This window comes from Vibrio sp. Hep-1b-8, from assembly GCF_006124995.1.
Taxonomy (GTDB): domain Bacteria; phylum Pseudomonadota; class Gammaproteobacteria; order Enterobacterales; family Vibrionaceae; genus Vibrio.
In genome coordinates, this window is record NZ_QEWN01000141.1 from 13685 (window position 1) to 40273 (window position 26589).

A 26589-nucleotide genomic window follows, 5' to 3' on the forward strand; every position below is an offset into this window, starting at 1 on the left:
CTGAGACACATTTTAGTGCGTTTTTGTCTATTCCTTCTAGCGATAATTTTGAGTTCGTTTTCCCAAGCGCATGATCAAGACGTGCTGGTTGTGCATTCATACCACCAGGGCTTTTTTTGGACTGACGCTTTTCAAAGTGGTTTAGACAGCCAATTGAAGGGCTCTAGCATCCCAATACGGGTTCTCTACCTCGATAGCAAGCGTATACAAAGTGATACTTACTTTGAACGTTTGTACCAACTGTACAAAACCAAATTCGAACAAAGACATTTAGAGCGATCATTGTTAGTGATAACAACGCATTAGCATTAATGAATCGACTAGCCAGTGAATTAGGCGATATACCGGTTATTTTTGGTGGTATCAACAACTACACCCCGAATCTCCATGAGAACCTAAATGCGACAGGGATTGCTGAAGATATCGACATCTATAGCAACATCTCTCTCATCGAGCGAATTCAACCACAAGTAAAGCTCATTCATATCGTTAGTGATCACTCGGTCAGCGGCGCTGGGATTCGAAAACAGGTTGGGATGTTTCTTGCTAATTACCCCCATTATCGAGATCGAATTGTTTCCTACATTCCAGACACTTATGAGCAGCTTCTTGAACATGTGTCTAAGTTAAATCGCCGAGATAGCATTCTCTTCTCGATATATGATCGTGAGATTGACGGCCGACTTGTCGCAGAGCACGACAAATGGAAACGACTTAATGAGGTATCAAAAGCGCCAATTTATATGGTGCACGATCTTGCACTGGGCTATGGTGCCGTTGGGGGCGTGGTTCAAAGTGGCTTTCTGCATGGACAACAAGCGGCCAACCTTTTAGTTGGCGCCTTAAATAGCCCTGCTGAGCCTTTGCCAAGCGTCAAATTGGGTACTCCTGACATCAAGCTTGACTACCAAGCGATGATGAAATGGGGTTTGACCAAAGTTATCATTTTATCGGTGTTTTAGACGCTGACGGTTGCATTACATCGAGCAATAGTAAGCTTCAGGAGCTTCTATACCATCAGGACTTTAGTGTCGATAGACCTATTTGGCAGCACCGACATTGGGAAGCAGAGGCAGCAAAGCAGTTACAGCAGTTTTTCAGGCAAACATCCAATGACTCTGTTGCGCAGTTTGAAGCTGAGATTTGGCATGCTGAACATGGTTCTATGGTTTTGGAAGTCGCGCTTAAACCTATTCCTTCTCCCCAAGGAGGCAAACAATTTTTACTTGAAGCTCGTGATATAACGACAAGGAAAATCACCGAAGAACGTCTTTATCAAAGAGAAGCGAATCTAAGTCACTACTATGATCAGCAACCAGTAATGATGTTGACGTTGGATGAGCAGAATCGTGTTCAACAAGTTAACCAATTTGCCGAACAACTGCTTGGCTATAAGTCGGATCAGATTTTGGGTCATCGTCTAAGAGAATTCTATTTTAATCAGGATGAACTCATTCCTAGACAAGTATTATTGCAACCTAAGCAGGCGATAAAGGGCGTGTGGCGACGTGATATCGAATATCGACATGCCGACGGTCATACCGTCTGGGTTAGGGAAAATATTAGACCCTTGGTTGAATCTGGACACATTCTGATTGTCGGGGAAGATGTAACTGAAACGCGCACATTGTCAGAACAGCTTCAGTATCAAGCGCAACATGATTTGCTTACTGGAACCTACAGCCGCAACTATTTTGAGAGAGAACTAGGGCTCTGAGTGAAGTAGCAAGTTATACCCGCACTCATGCCATGCTGTACATCGATCTCGATCAGCTCAAAGTTCTCAATGATACTGCTGGACATGAGGCTGGTGACGCAGCAATTCAGTTTTGTGCCAGCATGTTGGAAGAGGTATTACCATACAACAGCATCTTGGCTCGTATGGGAGGAGATGAGTTTGCTATCTTGCTAAGGAATTGCGTCGTCGGGAGCAGGAAATGGAGAGCGTCAATCTGGTTCATGAAGCGTTGGCGAACCAGCGCATCGAACTGTTTGCCCAGCGAATACTTGATAAACAGGTTGTGACACAAGCACTAGATTGGCTGTCAGCGCACCCTGAAGCACTCAAGGAACTCGGTACCTGTGCGATCAATCTTTCTGGTCACTCAATGGGCAACAAAGAGTTTATCGCTTTCTTGCTGGATAAACTGACGCAATCAGATGTGCCTTGCGACAAAATCTGCTTAGAGATCACCGAAACCGCCGCCATGAGTAATATGAATCAAGCGATAGAGTTTTTTACGCAGTTAAAAGCTTTGGGTTGCCAAATCGCTCTCGATGACTTTGGCTCAGGTCTATCGTCATTCGGATATCTGAAGAAGCTACCCGTCGATATCGTCAAGATTGACGGAATATTTGTTCGAGATATCGATGTGAATGAAATGGACCACCTAATGGTGCGTTCGATCAATGATTTGGCGCGTCAGATGGGCAAAAAAACGGTTGCTGAATTTGTCGAGAATACCCACATCATTGAACAACTTATGGAGTTGGGCGTAGATTATGCTCAGGGATACATCATTGGCAAACCTAAGCCACTGCGGGAGTTAGTGGAAGAGCTAATGGCGATAGAGAAAACTTAGTACCGTTATTGAAAATCCAGTACACTGCGCACTCTTATCGTAACAACATTTTGGAGCACTTCGTGCAACTACAACTTCAATGCGAAGACCAGACTCAAACTGAGCGGTTTGTAGAGCTTACTCAACGCTGGGGATTGACTCACAGTGATGACTGTCCGTTTGCTTTAGTTCTGACTGAGCATCGGCTTGAGTTGCGTAAACTCGATGAGCCCAAACTTGGTGCGATATATGTGGATTTAGCGGGTGGTGCAGTGGCACACCGACGTAAGTTTGGTGGTGGTAAGGGGCAAGCTATTGCTAAAGCCGCAGGATTAAACAAAGGCAGTACACCAACCGTACTTGATGGTACCGCTGGCCTTGGCCGCGATGCGTTTGTATTGGCGTCATTAGGCTGTAAGGTTCAAATGGTTGAGCGTCATCCGGTTGTCGCAGCGCTCCTAGATGATGGCCTTGAGCGAGCTAAGCAAGACTCGGAAATCGGCGATTGGGTCAGTGAACGTATGTCATTACTTCATGCTTCGAGCCATGATGCTCTTGAACAATTGGCGGCTGATCCTAACTTTGTTAAACCTGACGTGGTGTATTTGGATCCCATGTATCCTCACCCAGAAAACAAAAAAAAGAGTGCACTGGTAAAAAAAGAGATGAGAGTTTTTCAGTCTCTAGTTGGGGCAGACCTCGACGCTGATGGTTTATTAGAACCTGCCTTAGCCCTTGCAGCTAAAAGGGTTGTAGTGAAAAGACCGGACTACGCAAACTGGCTGAATGATAAGAAACCAGCGATGGCGATTGAAACGAAAAAGAACCGATTTGATGTTTATGTCAATGCATCAATGACTTAGCGAACGCTGTTTTAATTCTGCGATGTTTGCGCTTGCTTATTATTGATTAAATGGTTATATCTTACTAAGAATTATTCGTATTATTAGCTGGGGTGGTGGCGTGACTAAACGTCTTTGTAAGATGAACCGTAAACAAATCGCTGATAGCTTAGGTGAAATTCACCGCTTGGTAAGCGATACCAAGTATGTCTGCCGTTCATGTGCTCGATCTTCATCATCGAAAGCCTCGCTTTGTAAACCAGCGGCAATTCCTCCGAAATCTTGTCAAAATCAGCCAGTTGAGCAACAAAAAAACTGTGCTTTACTTGCCGAAGCTTTGCCGAAGACACCTAAAGTTATCCCTTCACCAGACAAGGCTCAAGCGATTAGAAAGGTTGTTGAGCGTGTCAAAGAGAAGGTAGCACAACCTCAACCATCAATACTCAATCAGCAAACGGAAGTTATGTTGCCCAAACTGGGTGATTTACCTAGTAAGCGAGTAATTAAACGCGCGAAGAAAACACTCAAAAAATACTACAAGCAACAAAAGAAGCTGCTTAAGTTGGCCAAGAAGCAACAAAAACTGCTCAAAAAGCAGCAAAAGCTTGAGACAAAATTGCCGAATACGTTGGTCTTAGCGGCAACCATTTCGGAAATGCGGGATGTCGTAAGTGGCTCTAACATCCACTAAATGAACAATAAAAAACGCTCTCCAACAAGGAGAGCGTTTTTTATGTACGAGGCATTATAAAGAGATCACTCTAGCGCTTGATGACTTTGCTGCACTTTTCTCTTTACCCAAGTTTCATTGACCCACAATGAAAGCAAAATGATCGCACCGCCAATAGTGAGTTGAGTGACATCAACATCTCTGTTCCAAATAACGATGTTAACGATAAGACCTGCCGGTACGAGGGCATTATTCATGATCGCAAGAGCGCCAGCATTGACCATGGTTGCGCCTTTATTCCAAGCAAAATAGCCAAGACCTGAAGCAATAAGACCCAAGTAAATCAAGACTCCCCACTGCGTGTTAGTTGTCGGCATTTTTTCGATATTACCCATAAGAGCAAAAGCGACAGTTGCAACGCATAATGCCCCTAGATAGAAGTAACCAAAGATGGTGTGTTGAGGAAGTTCTACCTGATATTTTTCCATTAGGTACTTGTAGCCAACCTGTCCAATGGCGAAACAGATATTCGCCCCTTGCACGACCAAGAAACCAACAACAAAATTCTCATTTACGCCAGCAAACTTAATAAAAGCAGCTCCAGCAACGGCGATAACGGCAGTCACGAGATACCATGGAGAGAAGCGTCTCTTCAGGAGATCGTAAATGATAGTCACGTAAATAGGAGTGAAGACAGTAAACAGCAGTACTTCTGGTACAGAGAGTAACAAGAAAGATTGATAGTAGAAGCAATACATCAGGCCGAGCTGGAAGCCGCCGATGACCATTAGACGAACGATTAGGCCTTTGTCGACACCTCTAAATCGTAAGAATGGCAAGAAGACGAGACTGGCCAGTGCCACTCGCATCAATACAGAAAACCAAGAATCAACCTGACCAGCAAGATAGACGCCGATCAGGCTAAAAGAGAAAGCCCACAATAAAGTGACCGCGGATAAATACCCCATAACTAAGACTCATTATCAAAAATTATCGAGCAGTTTATACCAATATTTACTATCAATCAGTCTTTAAGTGGTACTACCAACATATCAACAGGAGAACAGTTGATTAGCTGACGAGTTGAAGAGAGCAGTTTGCTCCAGAAGTCTTGGTGATGACCACAGACCACTAGGTCAATATTAAACTCATTGATTGTATCGCACAGCTCATTACTCAAATCACCACTGCCGACCAAGGTATGCTTAATCGGGTAATTGGCGTGTTCTGCCAGCTCTTGAAGTTGTTTTTGAGACGCTTCGATTGCCTGATGTTGAGTCTCTGCTAGGTTGATATCAATTAAGCCTGTGTAGAGCTCTGCGTAGTTCACATCGATATGGATAAATGAAACTACAGCATCAAGAGACTTGGCCAGAGATACCGCTTTATCGACCAAAAGCTTGCTATCTTCCGAGAGATCAATAGCGACCAAAATATGTTGATAACTCATAGTGCTATCTCCTTGTAAGGGTGTTGATTAAAGATTAGCACCTCAGATTGATAAATTTTGTAGGAGTGATCTCAGATCCACATTTGCTAAGCAAAGTGTTAAGGTGATGAACATGATATAGTCAATTTAACTTCATAGACTTAGTAGGAGTGGTACATGCTTTCTCAAGCAATGGTTGATCAATTGAATGAGCAAATTAATCTCGAATTTTTCTCATCCAATCTATACTTACAAATGAGTGCTTGGTGTGAAGACAAAGGATTCGAAGGTGCGGCTGAATTTTTACGTAAGCACGCTGTAGAAGAAATGGAGCACATGCAACGTCTTTTCACTTACGTAAGTGAAACAGGATCAATGCCGATTCTGGGTGCTATTGAAGCACCTAAGCACGAGTTCAATAGCCTAGGAGATGTATTCCGCGAGACTTTTGAGCATGAGCAAATGATTACTGAAAAAATCAATAAGCTCGCTCATCTTGCGTTTACATCACAAGACTATTCAACGTTCAACTTCTTGCAGTGGTACGTGGCTGAGCAGCACGAGGAAGAGAAGTTATTTAAAGGGATTTTAGATAAGTTAGATCTTGTTGGTGAAGATGGTAAAGCGCTGTTCTTTATTGATAAAGATTTAGCGGCTTTGGCAAAAGAAGGTTCATCTTCAATAATGGATGCCCCTGCTGAGTAATCGGCGAAAGACACTCTAGTTTAGGTCGTCTTTTTCTCTGGGCATTTTAGAAGATGTAGGGAGGAAAAGATGATCAATGCAGACACAATTCTATTTGCATTATTGATGGTGACGCTGGTGAACATGGTTCGCTATCTTACCGCGCTGCGCTCACTCATTTACATTATGCGAGAGGCTCATCCTTTGCTTTACCAGCAAGTGGATGGCAACGGCTTCTTTACTACCCACGGTAATGTCACTAAGCAAGTTCGCTTATTTCACTACCTTAAGAGTAAAGAGTATCATCATCACCATGATGAAGTGTTTACTGGCAAGTGTGACCGCGTCAGAGAGCTGTTTATCCTGTCGACCTCTTTACTTGCTGTGACACTATTGGCGGCGATGATTCTCTGAGTGTTGAATTGGCATTCAATGTAAATACCGCTAGAATAACCGTTAAAATTGCTAAGGATGTGCATTACGCACATCCTTTTTTATTGGTTTTAATGAGTAGTTATTCATGACGGAAAAGTTTGACGTTGTCATCATCGGAGCTGGCGCTGCGGGGCTAATGTGTGCGGCGGAAGCTGGGAAACGTGGCCGTAAGACACTAGTGCTCGATCATGCTAAAAAGCCAGGTCGTAAAATTCTTATTGCTGGTGGTGGTCGATGTAATTTTACTAATTACGATGTGTCAGCGAATAACTACCTGTGCCAAAACCCTCACTTCGTTAAATCGGCATTATCTCAATATACCAATTGGGATTTTATTTCCATGGTCAGCAAACATGGTATTGAGTTTGAAGAGCGCGATCATGGTCAGCTATTTTGCGTTGGTGACTACACGTCAAAAGACATAGTGAAAATGCTGCTTGCTGAATGCGATTTACCATCGATTACACAACGTTATCAGCAAGATGTTCACCAAATTGAGAAAACCGAGCATGGTTTTGTATTGCATGCCAACACCAATGTGATTGAGTGCCAATCGTTAGTTATTGCAACGGGCGGACTTTCTATGCCTAAGCTGGGCGCGACACCATTTGGATACAAGATTGCGGAACAGTTTGGTCTAGAGGTCATCTCAACCACAGCAGGTCTTGTGCCGTTTACTCTGCACAAAGAAGATAAAGAAGCATTTGCTGAGTTATCTGGAATTGCTGTTCCTGCTGAGATCACTGCTCAAGATGGCACAATGTTCAAGGAAGCGCTGCTATTTACTCACCGTGGATTGTCAGGTCCTTCGGTACTACAGATCTCGTCATTCTGGAAGGCAGGAGAAAAGGTGACGATTAACCTAGTGCCTGAAGCTGATATTGATGAACTGCTACAACGCTCACTTGAGAAGCACCCAAATCAGACACTGAAGAATACTCTGGCGAAGGTGTTACCTAAGCGCTTAGTTGAAGTACTCATCGATAGAAAAGTACTGCAAGATAAGCCGCTTAAACAATTTAACACCAAGCAACTTGGTGAGATCACCCATACCTTGGAAAACTGGCAGGTAATGCCTAATGGAACTGAAGGCTATCGAACCGCAGAAGTGACTCTGGGTGGCGTGGACACTAATCATCTTTCTTCAAAAACAATGGAGTGTAAGCAAATCAAAGGCTTGTACTTTATTGGCGAAGTAATGGATGTAACAGGGTGGCTCGGCGGCTATAACTTCCAGTGGTGCTGGAGCTCGGGCTTTGTGGCGGGTCAGTGGGTGTGATTTTCGTGAAGTAAATATGAATAGAGTTCACTCGTAGGTACTACACTTATCCTATAAAAAAGTGAAGGGTAGCGAAGGAGTGAACTCTATGAGCCAAGAAGCACTGATATCTCGTATAAATGAATTACCTCGTATCGAAAGTGTTTTGCAAGAACTGCTCGAGATGGTTAACCGTGACTCAATCGACTTTAGTGAGCTTGCACATAAAATGGCTATGGATCAGGTGCTGCTGGCTCGTGTGTTGAGGATGGCAAACTCAGCTCAGTTTGGAGGCGTTAAAGGTACCTCCAATATTAATGATGCCATTGTTCGTATCGGTATCGGAGCCATTCGCAATCTTATCTCATCCTCTATTTTGGCTTGTAGCTTTCCAAAAATAGAAACTCTCAATATCAAAGACTACTGGGCTGGCACGTTTGAAGTGGCCACTATCGCCAGTACCATCGCAAAAGATATCAAACTCGATCCCAATGAAGCGTTCACAACGGGTATTTTGCATAACATCGGCGAGTTAATGATTCACACATTAGAACCGGAAAAAGCGGTTGCGATTAGTCAGCGTGTCGCAAATGGAGAAAATGCGGCTTTGGTGCAGAGGGAAGTGCTTGGTGTTGATGCTCAGCAGCTTGGCGCAGTATTGGCAGAAAGTTGGAAGTTTCCTAATGAGCTGGTGGACGCGATAGCCAATGTTAATCACCCTGCCAAAGCGGTTGAATCCAAACGACTCGCTTGTCTGATGTACTTAGCTCGTGATGCTCATCAGAGTTGGGACGCGATGTTTGACGAACATGAAAAGCAACGCTATTTAGCCAATAGCAAAGCGGCTCAAGCTCTACATGTATCGCCAGAACTGGCGTCCAAAATTGATAAAGTGCGTGGTCAGGGAAGCGAACTGGCCTATCAATTGTTCTAAATAGATAGGCCAGTGATTGGTTGTGAATTTGTTAGATGGCTTGTTTGCTAACATCCTTTTTGCCAAATCTTATCTGCTGGATCACCAAGCCCACTATAATTAAGACCAACCCGATAAGAGTGGATGGATGAATCTGCTCTCCGATAATGCTTGCCAGTAGCATCAATGAGATAAAAGGTGAGGCGAAAATTAGGTTGCTAATACGCGCCGTATTTTGCGTGAGTTTCAATGCACTTAGCCATAAGACGAAAGTAACACCCATTTCAAAAAGCCCCACATAGGTCACCGCAAACCAGCCTTGAGTCGATATCTGTGCAAAGGAAAGGCCTTCATACAGGGTTAAACCAATAGCACAAGGGATTGCGACTAGGAAACCTAATAGCACGCCAACAATTGGATCCGCTTTGTTTTTGGTATTGAGAATCCAGTAGCTTGCCCACAACAGAGTCGAAAGTAGTGCTAAACCAACGCCAAGTGGGCTGTCAAAATTCAAACCGAGAACATCGCCTTGAGTGGCAATCACAATGACTCCAAGATAGCTAAAGGTACAGGCAAGCCAATCTTGCTTACGAATCTTTTGCCCTAAAAAAGCAGCGGCCATCAGAGTAAGAGTAATCGCCCAGCTGTAATTGATAGCCTGTGCTTGAGATGCGGGCAACAAATCATAGGCCTTGAACAAAATAATGTAGTAGGCAAGAGGGTTTATCAGGCCAAGTAGTATGTAGTACCAAGGGTTAGAGAGGAACGTGCTTGGTAATAGTTTGAGCTTGCCTTGAACGGTACATATAACCAAAAGCGCAATGGCAGAGACAATGCTTGCGATGGTAAGCATTTGAATTGGAGAGAACTCTGCCAGAGTGAGTTTGAAAGCAGTGGCTACCGTTGACCAGAGTAATACAGCCGATAAACCTAATCCTAAAGCGCGACGCTCGTTCATGATGTTCCTTAATAAAACCAATGACTTGTATATCGTTAGCCATTGGTGTGGTACAGAGTGCGGAGCGCCTAGTCTAGCTGTTCGATATCTAGCCGACAAACTGGACATTTATCCAGTGGTCAAATACCATTGAAACTATCGAAATATGAAGAGTTAAATCATTATTATGCAATGGATTCTTGAGCATCAAGGCGTGCTGGTTAGTGGAATGATCAGTGCAATAACCAGTGGGTTGGACGTTGGCTGGTGGGTCAAACAAAAAATGCGTTTTAACCAACAGCTCCTTGAACAACAAGTAGAATCGAATCAACAGTTGGCGAGTACGCAAATAGCACAACTAGAGAAGGAGCTGGCAGAAGCTCAGCAAGATCTTGATGAACTCGATGGTGAGCGTGATAGAGCGGCTCTTGAAATTAAACAATCTCACGGAAAGTTGATGGCGGTGCTTGAGAAGCTGCGTTACTTTGAAGCGGTGAAACAAGAACGCCAGCAGTACGCTGATGATTTAGATCGTCTTCGTGAACAAAAATCTCAGCTTGAAGCACAGTTGCGAGAGCAGGAAGCACGTCATGAACAAGAGAATAAATCTAATCATGAGAAGCTACAGTTACTGGAACAAGCAGAAGAACGTTTAAAGCAGCAATTTGAATATCTTGCTAACCAGTTGTTTGACGCCAAAACCGCAAAGGTTGATCAGCAAAATCGTCAAAGCCTCGATGGTTTGCTGACGCCGCTAAGAGAGCAACTCGAAGGGTTTAAGAAACAGGTTAGTGATAGCTTCAATCAAGAAGCGAAAGAGCGCCATACCTTAGTTCATGAGCTTAAGAATCTACAACGTCTCAATGAACAGATGAGTAAGGAAGCGTTGAATCTCACTCAAGCCTTGAAAGGTGATAACAAGCAGCAGGGCAACTGGGGTGAGGTGGTACTTGCAAGGGTGTTAGCGGAATCGGGATTACGTGAAGGACATGAGTATCAGACTCAAGTCAGCTTACAGAACGAGGCTGGAAAACGCTATCAGCCAGATGTCATTGTTCATTTACCGCAGAATAAGCAAGTCGTGGTGGATTCGAAGATGGCACTGGTCGCCTACGAGCGTTACTTCAACTCGGAAACTAACCATGATAGGGAGCGTGCTTTAAGTGACCACTTACTTGCAATTCGTGCTCATATCAAAGGGTTATCCCAGAAAGACTACCATCAACTAAAAGGTATCCAGAGCTTAGATTACGTATTGATGTTCATTCCCGTCGAACCTGCTTTCCAAGTTGCGATTCAGGCAGACCCAAGCCTAGTCAAAGATGCAATGGAGCAGAACATCATTTTAGTCAGTCCGACGACCTTGTTGGTTGCTTTACGCACCATTGATAATTTATGGCGTAATGAGCGTCAAAACCAAAATGCACAAATCATTGCTGAACGGGCTAGTAAGCTCTATGACAAGCTGCGTTTGTTTGTTGACGACATGGAGAGTTTAGGTGGTGCGCTCGACAAAGCGAATCAGAATTATCAAGGGGCGATGAATAAGCTTGTTACCGGACGAGGTAATGTGATTCGTCAGGCAGAAAGCTTTAAGCAGCTCGGAGTGGAGGTGAAAAAATCCATCTCAAATGACTTAGCTCAGCTCGCACATCATGATCAATTCACAGAAAATGCAAGCTTGGATAAAAATGACTCGTTCGCTGAAAGACATACGGATGAGGATAAAGTAAACTAATCGCCCGCAGTGCTTAGGTCGTATTAATTCAATGCACTGTACGAAGAGGAATCACAATGACGGATACAAGCGTGCAATCGAATACAGCTTTAGAATCTAATGAAACCACGCATTTTGGTTTCACCACCGTAGCGAAAGAAGAGAAAGTCGCAAAAGTTGCTGAAGTTTTCCACTCTGTGGCAGCTAAGTACGACATCATGAATGACCTGATGTCAGGTGGTATCCATCGCTTATGGAAACGTTTTACGATCGACTGCAGTGGTGTTCGTCCTGGTCAGCGTGTTCTTGACCTTGGTGGTGGTACAGGTGATCTGACGGCTAAATTCTCACGTATCGTCGGCGAAAAGGGTCATGTCATTCTAGCGGATATCAATAACTCAATGCTTAACGTGGGTCGTGATAAGTTACGTGACAATGGCATTGTTGGTAATGTTCATTATGTTCAGGCTAACGCGGAAGAACTCCCTTTCCCTGACGACTATTTTGATGCAATTACAATCAGCTTCTGTTTACGTAATGTAACGGACAAAGATAAAGCACTGCGTTCCATGTACCGTGTATTAAAGCCGGGTGGTCGTCTGCTTGTGCTTGAGTTCTCTAAGCCAGTATTTGAACCTCTATCAAAGGTTTATGACAGTTACTCTTTCCATTTATTGCCGAAAATGGGTGAACTGGTGGCCAACGATGCAGAGAGTTACCGTTACCTTGCAGAGTCTATCCGTATGCACCCAGATCAAGAGACGCTAAAAGGGATGATGGACGAAGCCGGTTTTGAGCAAACCAGTTACTACAATCTGACTGGTGGCATCGTTGCGCTGCACCGTGGTTACAAATTCTAAGGTTATCCGCTATGCCATTTGAACCACTTGTAACGGCAGTGATTGAAACATCGCTCAACATTCTAATTAAGGATGACCCAGAATTGGGTCGTCGTCTTGCCCGTTTAAAAGGTCAGGTTATTCAAGTTCATCTCAAAGAGCTGAATAAAACACTAACCTTTATCTTTAGCCAGCAAATTGATGTGTTGGCAAACTATGAAGGCGAGCCAGATTGTTACTTATCCCTCAATCTATCTGTGCTTCCAGAATTGCGTGAGCAATCCAACATTACTCGTTTGATCAAACAAGATAAGTTGATTCTTGAAGGTGATATCCAACTGGCACAGAAGTTCTCTCAGCTTATGACGGATTGCAAACCTGACATTGAAGAGTGGTTGTCTAGAGTGACTGGTGATGTGGTTGCTCACACTGTCGTGAAAGGCGCTGCCAACGTGGGTCAAATGATTAAGTCACAAGCGACTAAGCATCAAAACCACCTTGCTCAAGTCTTAACTGAAGAATGGAAAATAGCTCCTGCGCCACTTGAAATTGCTCACTTCTGTGATCAAGTTGATGATGTCAGAAGCCAAGCTGCACGTGTGGAAGCGAAACTTAATCAGCTATTGGAGCGTGCATGACCTTAACTGAGCTGCGTCGCTTATACCGAATCATCCGAGTCCAATTGGAATATGGTCTTGATGAGTTGCTACCCAATCATCAATTAACTAAAGCGCCTCTGTTAGCACGAAAAAGTCTGTTCTGGATTAAGAATCAACATCCAGACAAGCCACTTGGCGATAGACTGCGACTAGCGCTGCAAGAGCTTGGCCCCGTATGGATCAAGTTTGGTCAGATGATGTCGACACGTCGCGATCTTTTTCCTCCTCAGATTGCCGATCCACTTGCCTTATTGCAGGACCAGGTTTCCCCATTTGATGGTCAGCTAGCTAAACAGCAAATAGAGCAGGCGCTAGGCGGTGCACTTGACACTTGGTTTGATGATTTTGATATCAAACCGCTGGCTTCGGCCTCCATTGCTCAGGTTCACACGGCTAAGCTTAAGTCGACTAACCAAGAAGTGGTATTAAAGGTCATTAGGCCAGATATTCGCCCGGTCATTGATGCAGATCTAAAACTGATGTACCGCATGGCGCGTATAGTCGCAAAAGCACTTCCTGAAGCACGTCGTTTAAAACCGGTCGAGGTCGTGCGTGAGTACGAGAAAACCTTACTTGATGAGCTTGATCTAAGACGTGAAGCGGCGAACGCGATTCAGCTGCGACGAAACTTTGAAGGAAGTGAAGAACTTTACGTTCCAGAAGTGATTACTGATTTCAGTAATAAAACTGTCATGGTTTCTGAGCGAATATACGGCATTCAAGTATCGGACATCGAAGGTCTGAAAGCGAATGGCACCAACATGAAGCTGCTAGCGGAACGTGGTGTGAGCGTGTTTTTTACTCAGGTATTTCGAGACAGCTTTTTTCATGCTGATATGCATCCGGGCAATGTGTTTGTTGAGCCGGAGCACCCTGAGAATCCTCGTTGGATAGGCTTAGACTGTGGCATTGTCGGTACGCTTAATAGTGAAGATAAACGCTATTTAGCAGAGAATTTTTTAGCTTTCTTTAACCGAGACTATCGCCGAGTTGCTGAACTGCATGTTGAGTCAGGTTGGGTTCCACGTGAAACCAATGTGGATGAGTTTGAATTTGCTATCCGTATTGTATGTGAACCTATATTTGCAAAGCCTTTGTGCGAAATTTCATTTGGTCATGTGCTATTGAATCTCTTCAATACAGCACGACGATTTAATATGGAAGTTCAGCCTCAGTTGGTTTTGCTACAAAAAACCTTGCTCTATGTGGAAGGCCTAGGTCGACAGCTATACCCTCAATTGGATTTGTGGGAAACCGCTAAACCATTCCTCGAAGAGTGGATGATGAACCAAGTAGGGCCTCAGGCGGTGATTAATGCGGTGAAAGATAGAGCGCCGTTCTGGGCAGAAAAATTGCCAGAGCTGCCTGAGCTTCTGTATGACAGCTTGCGTCAGGGCAAGATGATGAATCAGCGTATCGATCAGCTATATCAAGGTTATCGTTCCAGCAAGCGTCAGCAAGCGACAGGAAAATTTTTATTTGGTGTTGGTGCCACATTAGTCGTATGCTCGGCAATATTGGTCAACAGCACATATGAGCAACTTTCAATGGTGAGTGCACTAGGTGGCGTCACATTTTGGTTGCTTAGTTGGCGAGCTTATCGTCGATAGACGTTAAACTCTTGAAATAATTTTGTTTAATAAGACCCGAGGTAAAAAGAATGGGTGGTATTAGTATTTGGCAACTTCTAATTATTGCTGTCATCGTTGTTCTACTGTTTGGTACTAAGAAACTACGTGGCATTGGTGGCGATCTTGGTAGCGCAGTAAAAGGCTTTAAGAAAGCGATGAGTGAAGATGATGCAGCTAAGAAAGACGCTGACTTCGAACAAAAGAACCTAGAGCAGCAGAAAACGGACGCGACTGCTGAAACTAAGAAAGACAAAGAGCAGGCGTAACTCGTGTTTGATATCGGTTTTTGGGAACTGGTATTAATATCTGTCGTTGGGCTGGTGGTTCTTGGTCCGGAGCGTTTGCCTCATGCAATTCGCAGTGTCTCTAAGTTTATAGGCGCAGCAAAGAATATGGCGAACAGTGTGAAAGACGAGCTTTCTCACGAGCTTAAGGTACAAGAACTGCAAGAAAACTTGCGTAAAGCGGAACAAATGGGGATGGAAGACCTTTCCCCAGATCTGAAGGCTTCGGTAGAGCAATTGAAGCAAGCTGCGCAAGATGTACAGCGCCCATATGCGAGCAAAAGCGACTCAGCATTGAATAAGTCTGAGACAGTGAATGAGAGTATTGAATCCGTTCCAAGCGCCAATGACTCCAGGGAGAAGGTTGAGAGTTTATCTCCTCAACCATCACCACAGGCAGATAAAAAAGCCGAATAGTCTCGCATTAGGAGGAGCTGTTTAATTGCAGCTCCTTTTCGATTTTTTTGAGTAGAGGTTTCCATGTCTTCTGTTGAGCAGACACAGCCTTTGATCAGTCACCTATTGGAGCTACGAAATCGCTTATTACGTGCAATTCTAGCCGTGTTGGTGGTGTTCATAGGGCTGATCTATTTCTCCAATGATATCTATGAGTTTATCTCTGCACCTTTGGTAGAGCGTTTACCAGAAGGGGCAACGATGATTGCAACTGATGTTGCATCTCCGTTCTTTACCCCGTTAAAGCTGACATTAATAGCGTCTATTTTTCTCGCGGTACCGTTTATTCTTTATCAAGTTTGGGCTTTCGTTGCACCGGGCTTATATAAACATGAACGTAGACTCATCATGCCACTTATGTTTTCAAGTTCACTACTGTTTTACTGTGGTGTTGCTTTTGCCTACTTTGTGGTATTTCCGTTAGTGTTTGGATTCTTCACCGCTATCTCGTTGGGTGGGGTGGAGTTTGCGACAGACATTTCGAGTTATCTCGATTTTGTACTGGCTCTATTCCTCGCATTTGGTATTGCATTTGAAGTTCCAGTCGCAATTATTTTGTTGTGTTGGACAGGTGCAACCACACCGAAAAGCTTGAGTGAAAAACGTCCATATATTGTGGTCGGCGCATTTGTCGTTGGTATGATGCTAACGCCACCAGATATGATTTCACAAACCTTGCTGGCAATACCGATGTGTTTGCTTTTCGAGGTGGGTTTATTCTTTGCTCGTTTCTATGTTCGCAAGGACGAGACTGATGAACAGGAAGAAGAAGTCTAATCTTCTGCCAAAGACATAAAAGGCTTGCCAATCGGCAAGCCTTTTTCGTTTAAGAGATGTTGATTCAAAGGGCAAACAGGGTTGTTGCGTTTTGTGTGGTTAACTGGTCTACCTGCTCGACACTGATTTGACGTAGCTCAGCGATGCGTTGGACAACCAAAGCGGTATAAGCGGGCTCATTACGCTTACCACGATGAGGAACGGGTGCTAAATAAGGGCAGTCTGTTTCAAGGATGACATAGTTCATATCAAGATGAGGTATCACCTTGTCCATTCCGCCATTTTTGAAAGTAGACACGCCTCCAAGGCCGAGGTGGAATCCGAGGCCATTGATTGCTTTAGCCTCTTCGAGGCTGCCACCAAAGCAGTGGAACACGCCTGATAGGGAACCGTCTTGTTCCTGACTTAGTAAGGCCAGGGTTTCCTTGATCGAATCTCGCGTATGGATGACAACCGGCAGTTTCATCTCTTTAGCCCAATTGAGCTGTGTGATGAAGGCCATCTCTTGCTCTGCTCTAAAGGTTTTATCCCAGTAAAGGTCAATACCGATCTCGCCTACGGCAATAAAGCGATGTTTCTCAAACCATGAATAGATGATATCTAGCGTCTGTTTGACATTACCATCGACATAGCAAGGGTGGAGTCCCATCATCGAACGGCAAATCTGTGGGTATTGCGCTTCAGTGGCGAGCATTGGCTCTATCGAATCTAAGTCGATATTAGGTAACAATATTCTATCAATGCCTTGGGCTAGGGCCCGTTTAACTACGTCATCACGGTCTGCATCAAATTCACTGGCATAGATATGCGCATGGGTATCGATCATGGTCTGTCTCTGGAACTCATTGAATGGATGCCAGTATACGGCAGTGTGAGCATTTGGTCATTTTTTGCATTTTTCTGCTTTGTTGCTAGCGTCACTACCAAGGAGTGATATTATGCAATCCAAGCACTTTCACCAGACAAGGAGAATAGAGTGTCAGTTTCGATTCAAGGTCAGTTCCCTGGCCGTCGCATGCGCCGTCTGCGCAAGCATGACTTTAGCCGCCGTCTAATGGCTGAAAACCAACTGTCTGTAAATGATTTGATTTACCCAATGTTTATTTTAATGGGTAAAGATCGCCGCGAAACCGTGGAATCTATGCCAGGCATTGAACGTCTTTCTATTGATTTGATGTTAGAAGAAGCTCAATACCTTGCTCAGTTGGGTGTGCCTGCGATTGCTCTATTTCCTGTTGTGAATCAAGACGCAAAAAGTGTGTGCGCAGCGGAAGCGTACAACCCAGAAGGTTTGGTGCAACGTGCAGTACGCTCTCTAAAAGAGCACATCCCAGAAATCGGTGTTATCACAGATGTGGCTCTTGATCCGTTCACCACACATGGTCAGGACGGCATCATCGATGAAGAGGGTTACGTACTTAACGATGAAACCACTCAAGTTCTGATTAAACAGGCGCTATCACACGCAGAGGCAGGCGCAGATGTCGTCGCGCCTTCTGACATGATGGATGGTCGTATCGGCGCAATTCGAGAAGCGCTTGAGCAGGCAGGTCACATCAATACTCAGATCATGGCTTACTCTGCGAAGTATGCATCATGTTACTACGGCCCATTCCGCGATGCGGTTGGTAGTGCGAGCAACCTTAAAGGTGGCAATAAGAAGAACTACCAAATGGATCCGGCGAACAGTGATGAAGCGATTCACGAAGTCGCGATGGACGTCAACGAAGGCGCCGATATGGTTATGGTTAAGCCAGGCATGCCTTATCTTGATATTGTTCGTCGTGTTAAGTCTGAACTACAAGTTCCAACATTTGCTTATCAGGTTTCTGGTGAGTATGCGATGCACAAAGCGGCCTTTGCCAATGGTTGGTTGAAAGAGCGTGAGACGGTGATGGAATCTCTGTTGTGCTTTAAGCGCGCAGGTGCTGATGGCATTCTGACCTACTTTGCCAAAGACGTAGCAGAGTGGCTAGCGGAAGAAAATGCTCAAGCAGCGACTTTCTTACGAGAAGAGCAAGAATAGTTGTGATGAGTTTGTAATTTCGAAAGGCTGGCAGTTGTCAGCCCTTTTTCGTTTAGGAGTTTGATAGTGAGTGTAGTTTATCGTCAGGGAACGCTCGCAGAGTGTGTCCAAGTTGTAGAGCAGATCCAAGAGTTTGCTCATAAAGAGACGCTCGAAAGCTTATCGGCGCGCTTGGAAGGTAAAGCTCGATCTCTGATTCAGGTCGCGCAAGAAGGGGACAAGCTACTTGGCTTTAAAATTGGCTATCAATTGGATGAGCAAACCTTTTACAGCTGGTTCGGAGGTGTTTCTTCGCTGGCTCGTAATAAAGGTGTGGCGCAAAAACTGTTGGAAATTCAAGAACAGTGGGTAGCAGAGCAGGGTTATAAGCAGCTAAAAGTGAAATCGAGAAATCAATTTCCTGCGATGTTAAGACTCTTGCTTAGGAATGGTTATCTCATTGAAAAATTTGAACAAAAAAATCCTTTGCTCGAGAGCCGAATTCACTTTTTGAAGGTACTCAAGTGAGTTAATAAAATAAATGAGATTTTTTCTCATTTAGATGTTGACTCATTAAATGAGAATGGTTATTATTTATCTCGTCTTAGGGAATGAGAGAAGTTCACAAGGACGGTGAGTTGCCAAATTCAACATTGGAATTGGTGATGACACAGAACTTAATCGAACTTGCACGAGTTCTTTTTGACACGACATTGCTCACATTGCTTCCAGTGTAATTTATAGCTTTATGGCAAAGCAGAGACATTCACCTGAATATGCTTTGACCCCTTTTTGCTAGGCGACATCGAAAGATGTCGCTTTTTTTATAGCTAAGATTTTTGGATGAACAAAAGGACACCAATAGTCTTTTCCACAGTCAAGGATCATTGTTAGATCGAGTTGGGAATGATCGATCTAATTAAATATTCTTTTATTACATAAAGTTAAGTTGTGTCGGTTGTCTTTTTACTAACCATTTATATCCTGTGGGTAAATTATATAAACAGAGTTATCCACAATTTTGGCGTTGTGTTGAAAAAGGAATGTGCAAATGTGTGAGTCGGTCGCAAAGAGTTAAAATGGATTCACTCTCGCAGTCATGGCATCCTAGGCAGATCTTATTTGCATTCTCTTTGGATACGTACAAGCTATGGCTCATATTCCTGATAATCCGTTAATCCTAATCGACGGTTCTTCTTACCTTTATCGCGCATTCCATGCTTATCCAGGCACGATGAGCAATGGTGATATTCCTACCAACGCTGTCTATGGTGTGGTGAATATGTTGCGCAGCATGATGCGTCAATTTGCTTCTGACCGTATTGCTGTGGTTTTTGATGCGAAAGGTAAAACTTTCCGTGATGACATGTATCCAGAGTACAAGGCAAACCGACCACCAATGCCAGACGATCTGCGTTGCCAGATTGAACCTCTGCACAACGTTATTCGAGCAATGGGCCTACCGTTGATCTGTATCCCTGGTGTTGAGGCTGATGATGTCATCGGTACTTTGGCTTACCAAGCATCACAAGCGGGCATGCCTGTACTTATCAGTACTGGTGATAAAGATATGGCTCAGCTGGTGGATGACAACATCACTTTGATCAATACCATGACTAATGTGGTAATGGATCGTGAAGGAGTGGTTGAGAAGTTTGGTATTCCACCTGAGTTGATCATCGACTACCTCGCTCTAATGGGCGACAAAGTGGATAACATTCCTGGGGTTCCTGGTGTTGGTGATAAAACGGCCACGGCACTGCTACAAGGGATCGGTGGTATCGATAAACTTTATGAAAACCTTGATGATATCGCAGGCTTAGGGTTCCGTGGTTCTAAGACCATGGCGCAGAAGCTAATTGATAACAAAGAGAATGCTGAGCTTTCTTACCAATTGGCAACCATCAAACTGGATGTTGAGTTAGATTGCACGCCTGAATCACTTCTCAAGGCGGAACCGAATAAAGATGAATTGATTAAGCTCTACGGTCAGTTAGTGTTTAAATCATGGTTAAATGAGCTGCTTGATGGTGGTACGGGTGTCGTAGCAGCCGACGAAAAGTCAGGTGCTCAGATTAATAGTGCATCAGCAAGCTCAGTGCCAGATATGAATACATCGGCAGTGACCATAGATCGTAGTCAGTATGAGACGATTCTGGATGAAGCGACATTCAACGTTTGGCTAGAGAAACTAACATCAGCGGAAGTCTTTGCTTTCGACACAGAAACTGACAGCCTAGATTACATGGTCGCAAATTTAGTCGGTGTGTCGTTTGCGACAGAAGAGGGCGTAGCTGCTTATGTTCCTGTTGCCCATGATTACCTTGACGCACCTCAGCAGCTAGACCGTGATTGGGTGTTGGAGCAGTTGAAGCCAATACTAGAAGACGATAACCAAGCGAAAGTGGGACAAAACCTGAAATACGATGCTAGCGTGCTCGCTCGTTATGGTATCGAGATGAAAGGCATCAAGCATGACACCATGTTAGCGTCATACGTTTATAACAGCGTTGGCGGCAAGCACGATATGGATAGCTTGGCACTTCGTTTCCTTCAGCATAGCTGTATCTCATTTGAACAGATTGCTGGTAAGGGTAAAAAGCAACTTACCTTCAACCAGATTGAGCTTGATCAAGCCTCACCATATGCAGCCGAAGATGCCGATGTCACACTTCGTCTTCACAACCGCTTGATGGAAAACATCGAACAAGACGCTAAGCTTAAATCGATCTACCAAGAGATAGAAGTTCCGTTGGTGCCTGTTCTTTCTCGTATTGAGCGTACTGGTGTTCTCATTGATGATATGAAACTCGCAGCCCAGTCTCAGGAAATCGCCCTACGCTTAGATGAACTAGAGCAGAAGGCGTATGAGATCGCTGAGCAAGAGTTCAACATGAACTCTCCTAAACAGTTGCAGGTTCTATTATTTGAAAAAATGGCTCTGCCTGTTATTAAGAAGACGCCATCTGGTACGCCATCAACTAATGAAGAAGTACTGCAAGAGCTGGCTCTAGATTATCCGTTACCTAAAGTAATCCTAGAATATCGTGGCTTAGCGAAGTTGAAGTCGACCTACACGGATAAGCTACCGAAGATGATTAATCCGGTGACAGGCCGTGTGCATACTTCCTATCATCAAGCTGTCACTGCGACAGGTCGCTTGTCATCAACGGATCCTAACTTACAGAACATCCCGATTCGTAATGAAGAAGGTCGTCGAATTCGTCAGGCATTTGTGGCGCCTCACGGGTACAAGATCATGGCAGTCGACTACTCGCAAATCGAACTGCGTATTATGGCTCACTTATCTGGTGATAAAGCACTACTGGACGCGTTCCAGCAAGGTAAAGATATCCACGCTGCTACGGCTGCGGAGATCATGGGCATCACAATAGACCAAGTGAGTTCTGAACAACGTCGTCGCGCTAAAGCGGTTAACTTTGGTCTGATTTACGGCATGAGTGCTTTTGGTTTGGCGAAGCAACTTGGTATCCCTCGTGGCGAAGCGCAAGACTACATGAACAAATACTTCGAACGTTACCCAGGTGTCATGCAGTACATGGAAGATACTCGTAGCGCAGCAGCAGAGCAGGGCTATGTTGAAACCATTTTTGGTCGCCGTTTGCATTTACCTGAAATTCAGTCTCGTAATGGCATGCGTCGCAAAGCTGCAGAGCGAGCGGCAATCAACGCTCCAATGCAGGGAACTGCGGCCGATATCATCAAGAAAGCAATGTTGTTAGTCGATCAGTGGATTCAAGCTGAAGGTGATGGTCGAGTAAAACTCCTGATGCAAGTTCACGATGAACTGGTTTTTGAAGTTCAAGAGTCAGCTTTGACCGAAATTGAAAGTAAAGTACAGGAATTAATGGAATCAGCAGCTGAACTTGCAGTGCCTCTTGTGGCTGAAGCGGGTCATGGTGATAACTGGGAACAAGCCCACTAGACAAAAAATAGCCATTTCAATGGAATTAATATGAGCTAGCGCACAAACGCTGGCTTTTTTTTGGCATGAATAAAGTATCGAGTCATTCTGCCTAAATGTTGCTAAACAAAATTTTAATGAAAAAAACTTACAAAAGTAGTTTTCATTTCTGACCAATTGTTGTACATTAATCGACGTAGGGTACAGAGGTAAGATGTTCTATCTTTCAGACCTTTTGTTTCACGTTATTGGATTAGGCTGATTCAGCCGCCCCAGTCAGCTTTTGACTGGGGCGTTTTTTATTGGGCCAAGTAAAACTTTGTGGCTCTATCCAAGTAACATTTCTGCTGCCTTTATTCCTGTCTTATATCATCAAAGCAAACCATCTCTATCTTCAGTTTTGTAACTAAAAGAAAATATGTAACTTATTACCAGTCACACTTTGGTTATTTTGACTCGAAAACCAAAACCTTGCTGCGTCGTGAAATGTAGATCTACCTTGAATAAAGTTAATTAAATCAATGATTTGTTGTTGATTGTCTTTTGATTGATGAAGGATCCTAGTTGGAGAGATTAAGTTGATTTGCAACGGCAGATAACAGATCCTTAGCGAATAATAACTAATAATACCTATTCTCTCCCGTTGCCCCATCTGACAAGGTGGGGCTTTTATTATCGGATTCAGATAGCCCAAATAAAAAAGCCCCACCAGTGAGGCAGGGCTAGATATCACGACAATCCGGGCTTATTCGATTTCGTTGTCACTATTTTCTTCGTCAACAATCTCATCAATCAGAGCTTCTGCTAGTGCTGGTGCAAACCATTCATCAAGTTTGTTACGTAATACGTCAACACCAATGCCTTTAAGCGATGAGAAAGCAGCGACACTAACATCTCCGCCAAAGCCGACAGCGTCTTTCTTTATTTTCAACACTTGGGCTTTGCGAGCACCGCTTTTTAACTTGTCAGCTTTAGTAAGCAGGACTTGAACAGGAATGCCACTGTCTACCGCCCAGAAAATCAGCTGTTGGTCGAGATCTTTCATTGGGTGACGAATATCCATCAGCACCACAAGGCCTTTCAAACATTGGCGTTTCTGTAGGTACTCACCCAGAGACTTTTGCCACTTCTTTTTCATTTCCAGAGGAACTTGTGCAAAGCCATATCCTGGAAGATCGACGATGTGGCAGCCGTCAGTAACTTTAAATAAGTTAATAAGTTGCGTACGACCTGGTGTTTTACTGGTCTTTGCGAGGCTACGTTGGTTAGTCAGGCGATTTAAAGAGCTCGACTTGCCCGCATTGGAGCGTCCAGCAAACGCAACTTCTATACCTTCATCCTCCGGCAAGTGACGAATATCAGGTGCACTAGTGATGAAATGCGTGTTTTGATAATGAATTTTTACGCTCACTGTTAACTCCATCTCGACTTTGTGTAGTCGATTGATTACTTTTTTGTGAAATTGTGTAAAATAACCGTGCTCGGCATAAGGTCGCCTATTGTACCATGAGTGGTACCGGAAGCTTGATAATTATAATGGAATGTCATGAAGAAATTAGCGCTAATCTTGAGTCTTTTAGCCAGCTGCTCTGTGTGGGCCCAAGGCAGCATTGAAGCTGGTAAAGCAAAATCCCAAACATGTGTTGCCTGCCATGGTGCTGACGGCAACAGTCAACTCGCAATGTACCCTAAGCTAGCAGGTCAGCATGCTAAATATATTGAAAAGCAGCTTAAAGATCTGAAACTGGGTATGACTAGTGGTGGTAAGCAAGGTCGTTACGACCCTGTCATGAGTGGCATGGCTATGCCGCTGTCAGAGCAAGATATGAAAGATCTGTCTGCTTACTACGCATCACTACCTATCTCATCGAACTCAACACCTGAAAATGTTGTAGAGAAAGGTAAGGTGCTTTACGCCGCTGGCGATGCTGAGCGTGGTCTAACTGCATGTATTGCGTGTCATGGCCCTCGTGGTAATGGTACTGAGTTGTCTGGCTTCCCTAAGATCTCTGGTCAGCATGCAGATTACATCAAAGCCCAGCTTGAGAAGTTCCGTGATGGCAATCGCGCTAACGATATGAACGCTATGATGCGTGATATCGCGAAGAAGCTAACGGATGAAGATATCGATACACTTTCTAAATATGTTGGTGGCCTACACTAAGCCCTACTTATTCGTTCGAGCATATAGTTGTAAAGAAAAAGCCCAGACTTGAGTCTGGGCTTTTTCGTTTGCGTCAGATCACATCCGGCTTCGCGGAGCAATGGATGATCTATCCCTATTGTTTGTGAGAGATCGACCATATGTTGCACTTCATTTCTCTCATATGTTTTTATAAGTAACTGAAAAATAAATGAATAAAAAAATTACAAGAAAATAATCGTATTTTTTCTTGTTAGTGGATTGTTCAATGAGAGTAAAACGCTAAAGTGTGTTCATCAGCAGGACGTTGATATCGGATACCAGACTAGGAAGTCTCCATGGAAGCAAGTAATGGACGCTTGGTAGTTGAAGAATGGATACAGGGTAGGTAGGACACCTACTTGATAAGGATGGTCACCTTGTCTAATGGTTAAAGACAATGGAAGGGATCAGGCTAAGGAATAGCTCAGGTAGCAGGAAGTCAAAAGGAAAGCCAAAACTCACCAGGATGGTGGCAAACAACACTTTTGGCAGGGAAAGCACCTAAAACAAATGGAATATTGATGCACTAAAATAAGTGCAACACAGTTTGGCCGAAAGGCATTTAGAAAGCGATAGAGTAGCTCTATCGCTTTTTTTATTCCTAATTTTCATGAATCGATGAATATTTGCACAATAGTGCTCCACTCTAAGGAGACTTTCTGGTATGTTTCGCATCCCCGTTTGAGGATGGAACAATGCATAACTGCCCCCTTTGCCAAAGCTTGGAGATTGAACACTACTATGCAGATAAGCGACGAGAGTATCTTCGCTGTCAGCAGTGTGAGCTTGTTTTCGTTAATCCTGATCATCGTTTAGATGCAAAAGAAGAAAAAGCCCACTACGATTTGCATGAGAATGATCCAGCCGATGAAGGGTATCGACGCTTTTTATCTAGGGTCTGTGACCCCATATTAGAGCGTATTGAGCCAAGTTCTCACGGAATTGATTTTGGTTGTGGCCCGGGACCAACATTATCATTAATGTTGCAAGAGCAGGGACATACCATGAGTTTGTACGATATTTACTATCACCCTGATACTGAGGTGTTGAGTAAAACGTATGACTTTATGACTGCCACTGAAGTAATAGAGCACTTATATCAGCCTAACCAAGTGTGGCAGCAATGGTTGAATTTAGTTAAGCCAGGTGGCTGGATTGGTCTAATGACCAAAATGGTCATTGATTTTGAAGCGTTTGCCTCATGGCACTATAAAAATGATCCTACGCATGTGGTCTTTTTTAGTCGCAATACGTTTCGCTATCTGGCAGAGCGGGATCAGCTCGAGCTTGAATTTATTGGTAATGATGTAATTTTACTAAGGAAAGCCCAGTAATGAGCCGTAGTAAGAAAAAGAGATCTGGTGGTCACAACGACGTTATCGTTGTACGTAACCGCACACAATCAGACGTTGAAGGACGTCTACGTAAAAGAGATAAAAAGCGCAAAGGCCTAAAGACTGGCAGCCGCAACTCTGACGAAAAACAGCACAAGTCACAAACAGCTGGTCAGCAGCGTGATCCGCGTTTAGGCAGCAAGAAAAAGATTCCTTTGATTGCCGAGCCGCAGAAGAAGCTAACCAAATCAGAGCGACGTCTCAATGCTGAACAAGAGCTAGAGATGCTAGAAAATGACGCTCAACTGAACGTGTTGCTTGACCGTATTGATGAAGGTGAAAACCTAGGTGCAGGCCTACAGAAATACGTTGATGAGAAACTTGCGCGCATTGAAGTGTTGATGAAGCAATTGGGCATCTATGATGAAGATGATTCAGAGCAACCAGCGGATGAATCACCAATGGTGGAAGCAAGCTACAAGAAAGCACAATCGGATGACGATTTACTCTCTCAGTTTGAAGATCTGGATTTGAACCAATTTAAAGGATAAGTGAGCCAATGAATGTAACCTTATTAGCCATCGCGGGCGGAGTGATTATTCTCGGCTTAGCATCATATGCGGGTTACCTTCTGCTCAAGCTTAAAAAGCAAAAGGAATTGCAATTGCAGCATCAAAAGCTTGCAATTGAAAAACGTAATGCCAACATTTTTGAAAGCGTCCACGTCCTTTGCTTAGCGGGCATCCAAGAGCAGTGTGACCTATCTGAGGTGAGTATCCGCCTATACAACATCATGGATTATGTTCAGGGTGAAGATAGGGTTGATTTTGATAAAGAGTATCCGGCGACATCGGAACTGTTCCATATCGTTAAAGATATGGCGCGTGGAGAAGAACGCCAGAAACTTGCTAAGCAAGATCGCATGAAACAAAACCTAGAACGTCACAAAGCAGAGTCTCGTCTTCAGGATGCGATTGTTGAAGAATTGAAGCAACTGCAGAAAAAGGTTCAACCGCTGAATAATCAGATCAATATTCAAATGATCTAG

25 protein-coding genes and 1 pseudogene are annotated in these 26589 nt (G+C 44.0%); 21 read left to right on the top strand and 5 right to left on the bottom strand.

The annotated features are described in order from the left end of the window. The first annotated feature begins 15 nt into the window (after positions 1 to 15). The 3 genes and pseudogenes from DA100_RS19700 to DA100_RS19710 all read left to right on the top strand — a co-directional run bounded on the left by DA100_RS19700 (position 16) and on the right by DA100_RS19710 (position 4094). Positions 16 to 2582 (top strand): annotated as a pseudogene (locus DA100_RS19700) (EAL domain-containing protein). A gap of 62 nt (positions 2583 to 2644) precedes the next feature. Then, positions 2645 to 3424 (top strand): class I SAM-dependent methyltransferase, encoded by a 780-nt coding sequence (locus DA100_RS19705; RefSeq protein ID WP_138973683.1) that lies wholly within the window; start codon positions 2645 to 2647, stop codon positions 3422 to 3424. 100 nt (positions 3425 to 3524) lie between these two features. Continuing rightward, positions 3525 to 4094, top strand: a complete 570-nt coding sequence (locus tag DA100_RS19710) for a hypothetical protein (protein ID WP_138973684.1) — start codon at positions 3525 to 3527, stop codon at positions 4092 to 4094. A gap of 65 nt (positions 4095 to 4159) precedes the next feature. Here DA100_RS19710 and DA100_RS19715 read toward each other — a convergent pair whose 3' ends face one another. Beyond that, the gene (locus DA100_RS19715; RefSeq protein ID WP_138973685.1) at positions 4160 to 5041 is read right to left on the bottom strand and encodes a carboxylate/amino acid/amine transporter; all 882 of its coding nucleotides are present in this window, start codon (positions 5039 to 5041) and stop codon (positions 4160 to 4162) included. A 56-nt stretch (positions 5042 to 5097) separates the two neighbouring features. Then, entirely contained in the window at positions 5098 to 5523 is a 426-nt protein-coding gene (gene uspA / locus DA100_RS19720; protein WP_138973686.1) for a universal stress protein UspA, read from the bottom strand. A 156-nt stretch (positions 5524 to 5679) separates the two neighbouring features. Between uspA and ftnA the strand changes: the two genes are divergently transcribed. From ftnA to DA100_RS19740, 4 genes are all read left to right on the top strand, one after another. Continuing rightward, on the top strand, positions 5680 to 6207 hold the full coding sequence (ftnA, locus tag DA100_RS19725) for a non-heme ferritin (protein WP_138973687.1): 528 nt from the start codon (positions 5680 to 5682) through the stop codon (positions 6205 to 6207). A 69-nt stretch (positions 6208 to 6276) separates the two neighbouring features. Further along, positions 6277 to 6600: a universal stress protein UspB gene (uspB, locus tag DA100_RS19730; protein WP_138973688.1), complete on the top strand. Its 324-nt coding sequence runs from the start codon at positions 6277 to 6279 to the stop codon at positions 6598 to 6600. A 106-nt stretch (positions 6601 to 6706) separates the two neighbouring features. Next, positions 6707 to 7900 carry an NAD(P)/FAD-dependent oxidoreductase gene (locus DA100_RS19735; RefSeq protein WP_138973689.1) on the top strand — a complete coding sequence of 398 codons (1194 nt, stop codon included), beginning with the start codon at positions 6707 to 6709 and terminating at the stop codon, positions 7898 to 7900. 88 nt (positions 7901 to 7988) lie between these two features. Beyond that, on the top strand, positions 7989 to 8813 hold the full coding sequence (locus DA100_RS19740; protein ID WP_138973690.1) for an HDOD domain-containing protein: 825 nt from the start codon (positions 7989 to 7991) through the stop codon (positions 8811 to 8813). A gap of 31 nt (positions 8814 to 8844) precedes the next feature. Here the strand turns inward: DA100_RS19740 and DA100_RS19745 are convergent, their stop codons facing one another. Further along, complete coding sequence (locus DA100_RS19745) at positions 8845 to 9750, bottom strand: DMT family transporter (RefSeq protein ID WP_138973691.1); 906 nt, start codon at positions 9748 to 9750, stop codon at positions 8845 to 8847. Positions 9751 to 9916: 166 nt separating this feature from the next. Here DA100_RS19745 and rmuC point away from each other — a divergent pair, with 166 nt between their 5' ends. The 7 genes from rmuC (at position 9917) to tatC (ending at position 16092) form a co-directional block, all read left to right on the top strand. Then, the gene (rmuC, locus tag DA100_RS19750) at positions 9917 to 11467 is read left to right on the top strand and encodes a DNA recombination protein RmuC (RefSeq protein ID WP_138973692.1); all 1551 of its coding nucleotides are present in this window, start codon (positions 9917 to 9919) and stop codon (positions 11465 to 11467) included. Positions 11468 to 11523: 56 nt separating this feature from the next. Next, complete coding sequence (ubiE, locus tag DA100_RS19755; RefSeq protein WP_138973693.1) at positions 11524 to 12306, top strand: bifunctional demethylmenaquinone methyltransferase/2-methoxy-6-polyprenyl-1,4-benzoquinol methylase UbiE; 783 nt, start codon at positions 11524 to 11526, stop codon at positions 12304 to 12306. An 11-nt stretch (positions 12307 to 12317) separates the two neighbouring features. Further along, positions 12318 to 12923 (top strand): SCP2 domain-containing protein, encoded by a 606-nt coding sequence (locus DA100_RS19760; protein ID WP_138973694.1) that lies wholly within the window; start codon positions 12318 to 12320, stop codon positions 12921 to 12923. After that, positions 12920 to 14554 carry a ubiquinone biosynthesis regulatory protein kinase UbiB gene (gene ubiB / locus DA100_RS19765; RefSeq protein WP_138973695.1) on the top strand — a complete coding sequence of 545 codons (1635 nt, stop codon included), beginning with the start codon at positions 12920 to 12922 and terminating at the stop codon, positions 14552 to 14554. The genes DA100_RS19760 and ubiB overlap by 4 nt, the downstream gene beginning before the upstream one ends. A gap of 50 nt (positions 14555 to 14604) precedes the next feature. Next, complete coding sequence (gene tatA, locus DA100_RS19770; RefSeq protein ID WP_138973696.1) at positions 14605 to 14841, top strand: Sec-independent protein translocase subunit TatA; 237 nt, start codon at positions 14605 to 14607, stop codon at positions 14839 to 14841. A 3-nt stretch (positions 14842 to 14844) separates the two neighbouring features. Further along, positions 14845 to 15276 carry a Sec-independent protein translocase protein TatB gene (gene tatB, locus DA100_RS19775; protein WP_138973697.1) on the top strand — a complete coding sequence of 144 codons (432 nt, stop codon included), beginning with the start codon at positions 14845 to 14847 and terminating at the stop codon, positions 15274 to 15276. 63 nt (positions 15277 to 15339) lie between these two features. After that, positions 15340 to 16092 carry a twin-arginine translocase subunit TatC gene (gene tatC, locus DA100_RS19780; protein WP_138973698.1) on the top strand — a complete coding sequence of 251 codons (753 nt, stop codon included), beginning with the start codon at positions 15340 to 15342 and terminating at the stop codon, positions 16090 to 16092. 64 nt (positions 16093 to 16156) lie between these two features. Here the strand turns inward: tatC and DA100_RS19785 are convergent, their stop codons facing one another. Further along, on the bottom strand, positions 16157 to 16918 hold the full coding sequence (locus DA100_RS19785) for a TatD family hydrolase (protein ID WP_138973699.1): 762 nt from the start codon (positions 16916 to 16918) through the stop codon (positions 16157 to 16159). Between the two features lie 150 nt (positions 16919 to 17068). Between DA100_RS19785 and hemB the strand changes: the two genes are divergently transcribed. The 3 genes from hemB (at position 17069) to polA (ending at position 22043) form a co-directional block, all read left to right on the top strand. Continuing rightward, a complete protein-coding gene (gene hemB / locus DA100_RS19790; protein ID WP_138973700.1) occupies positions 17069 to 18118 on the top strand; it encodes a porphobilinogen synthase in 1050 nt (349 codons plus the stop codon). 66 nt (positions 18119 to 18184) lie between these two features. Further along, positions 18185 to 18625: a GNAT family N-acetyltransferase gene (locus tag DA100_RS19795; RefSeq protein ID WP_138973701.1), complete on the top strand. Its 441-nt coding sequence runs from the start codon at positions 18185 to 18187 to the stop codon at positions 18623 to 18625. A gap of 622 nt (positions 18626 to 19247) precedes the next feature. Next, a complete protein-coding gene (polA, locus tag DA100_RS19805) occupies positions 19248 to 22043 on the top strand; it encodes a DNA polymerase I (RefSeq protein ID WP_138973702.1) in 2796 nt (931 codons plus the stop codon). Between the two features lie 724 nt (positions 22044 to 22767). Here the strand turns inward: polA and yihA are convergent. Then, on the bottom strand, positions 22768 to 23433 hold the full coding sequence (yihA, locus tag DA100_RS19810; protein ID WP_138973703.1) for a ribosome biogenesis GTP-binding protein YihA/YsxC: 666 nt from the start codon (positions 23431 to 23433) through the stop codon (positions 22768 to 22770). Positions 23434 to 23568: 135 nt separating this feature from the next. Here yihA and DA100_RS19815 point away from each other — a divergent pair, with 135 nt between their 5' ends. From DA100_RS19815 to DA100_RS19830, 4 genes are all read left to right on the top strand, one after another. Next, positions 23569 to 24186, top strand: coding sequence for a c-type cytochrome (locus tag DA100_RS19815; protein ID WP_138973704.1), 618 nt, complete (start codon positions 23569 to 23571; stop codon positions 24184 to 24186). A 716-nt stretch (positions 24187 to 24902) separates the two neighbouring features. After that, positions 24903 to 25541 (top strand): class I SAM-dependent methyltransferase, encoded by a 639-nt coding sequence (locus tag DA100_RS19820; RefSeq protein WP_171052264.1) that lies wholly within the window; start codon positions 24903 to 24905, stop codon positions 25539 to 25541. Next, positions 25541 to 26092 carry a Der GTPase-activating protein YihI gene (gene yihI, locus DA100_RS19825; protein ID WP_138973706.1) on the top strand — a complete coding sequence of 184 codons (552 nt, stop codon included), beginning with the start codon at positions 25541 to 25543 and terminating at the stop codon, positions 26090 to 26092. The genes DA100_RS19820 and yihI overlap by 1 nt, the downstream gene beginning before the upstream one ends. Positions 26093 to 26100: 8 nt before the next feature. Next, positions 26101 to 26589, top strand: coding sequence for a DUF2489 domain-containing protein (locus DA100_RS19830; RefSeq protein ID WP_138973707.1), 489 nt, complete (start codon positions 26101 to 26103; stop codon positions 26587 to 26589).

Coding starts and splice junctions, on each gene's coding strand:
- DA100_RS19715 (WP_138973685.1), bottom strand. CDS start 5,041: ATGGGGTATTTATCCGCGGTCACTTTATTGTGGGCTTTCTCTTTTAGC.
- uspA (WP_138973686.1), bottom strand. CDS start 5,523: ATGAGTTATCAACATATTTTGGTCGCTATTGATCTCTCGGAAGATAGC.
- ftnA (WP_138973687.1), top strand. CDS start 5,680: ATGCTTTCTCAAGCAATGGTTGATCAATTGAATGAGCAAATTAATCTC.
- uspB (WP_138973688.1), top strand. CDS start 6,277: ATGATCAATGCAGACACAATTCTATTTGCATTATTGATGGTGACGCTG.
- DA100_RS19735 (WP_138973689.1), top strand. CDS start 6,707: ATGACGGAAAAGTTTGACGTTGTCATCATCGGAGCTGGCGCTGCGGGG.
- DA100_RS19740 (WP_138973690.1), top strand. CDS start 7,989: ATGAGCCAAGAAGCACTGATATCTCGTATAAATGAATTACCTCGTATC.
- DA100_RS19745 (WP_138973691.1), bottom strand. CDS start 9,750: ATGAACGAGCGTCGCGCTTTAGGATTAGGTTTATCGGCTGTATTACTC.
- rmuC (WP_138973692.1), top strand. CDS start 9,917: ATGCAATGGATTCTTGAGCATCAAGGCGTGCTGGTTAGTGGAATGATC.
- ubiE (WP_138973693.1), top strand. CDS start 11,524: ATGACGGATACAAGCGTGCAATCGAATACAGCTTTAGAATCTAATGAA.
- DA100_RS19760 (WP_138973694.1), top strand. CDS start 12,318: ATGCCATTTGAACCACTTGTAACGGCAGTGATTGAAACATCGCTCAAC.
- ubiB (WP_138973695.1), top strand. CDS start 12,920: ATGACCTTAACTGAGCTGCGTCGCTTATACCGAATCATCCGAGTCCAA.
- tatA (WP_138973696.1), top strand. CDS start 14,605: ATGGGTGGTATTAGTATTTGGCAACTTCTAATTATTGCTGTCATCGTT.
- tatC (WP_138973698.1), top strand. CDS start 15,340: ATGTCTTCTGTTGAGCAGACACAGCCTTTGATCAGTCACCTATTGGAG.
- DA100_RS19785 (WP_138973699.1), bottom strand. CDS start 16,918: ATGATCGATACCCATGCGCATATCTATGCCAGTGAATTTGATGCAGAC.
- polA (WP_138973702.1), top strand. CDS start 19,248: ATGGCTCATATTCCTGATAATCCGTTAATCCTAATCGACGGTTCTTCT.
- DA100_RS19815 (WP_138973704.1), top strand. CDS start 23,569: ATGAAGAAATTAGCGCTAATCTTGAGTCTTTTAGCCAGCTGCTCTGTG.
- DA100_RS19820 (WP_171052264.1), top strand. CDS start 24,903: ATGCATAACTGCCCCCTTTGCCAAAGCTTGGAGATTGAACACTACTAT.
- yihI (WP_138973706.1), top strand. CDS start 25,541: ATGAGCCGTAGTAAGAAAAAGAGATCTGGTGGTCACAACGACGTTATC.
- DA100_RS19830 (WP_138973707.1), top strand. CDS start 26,101: ATGAATGTAACCTTATTAGCCATCGCGGGCGGAGTGATTATTCTCGGC.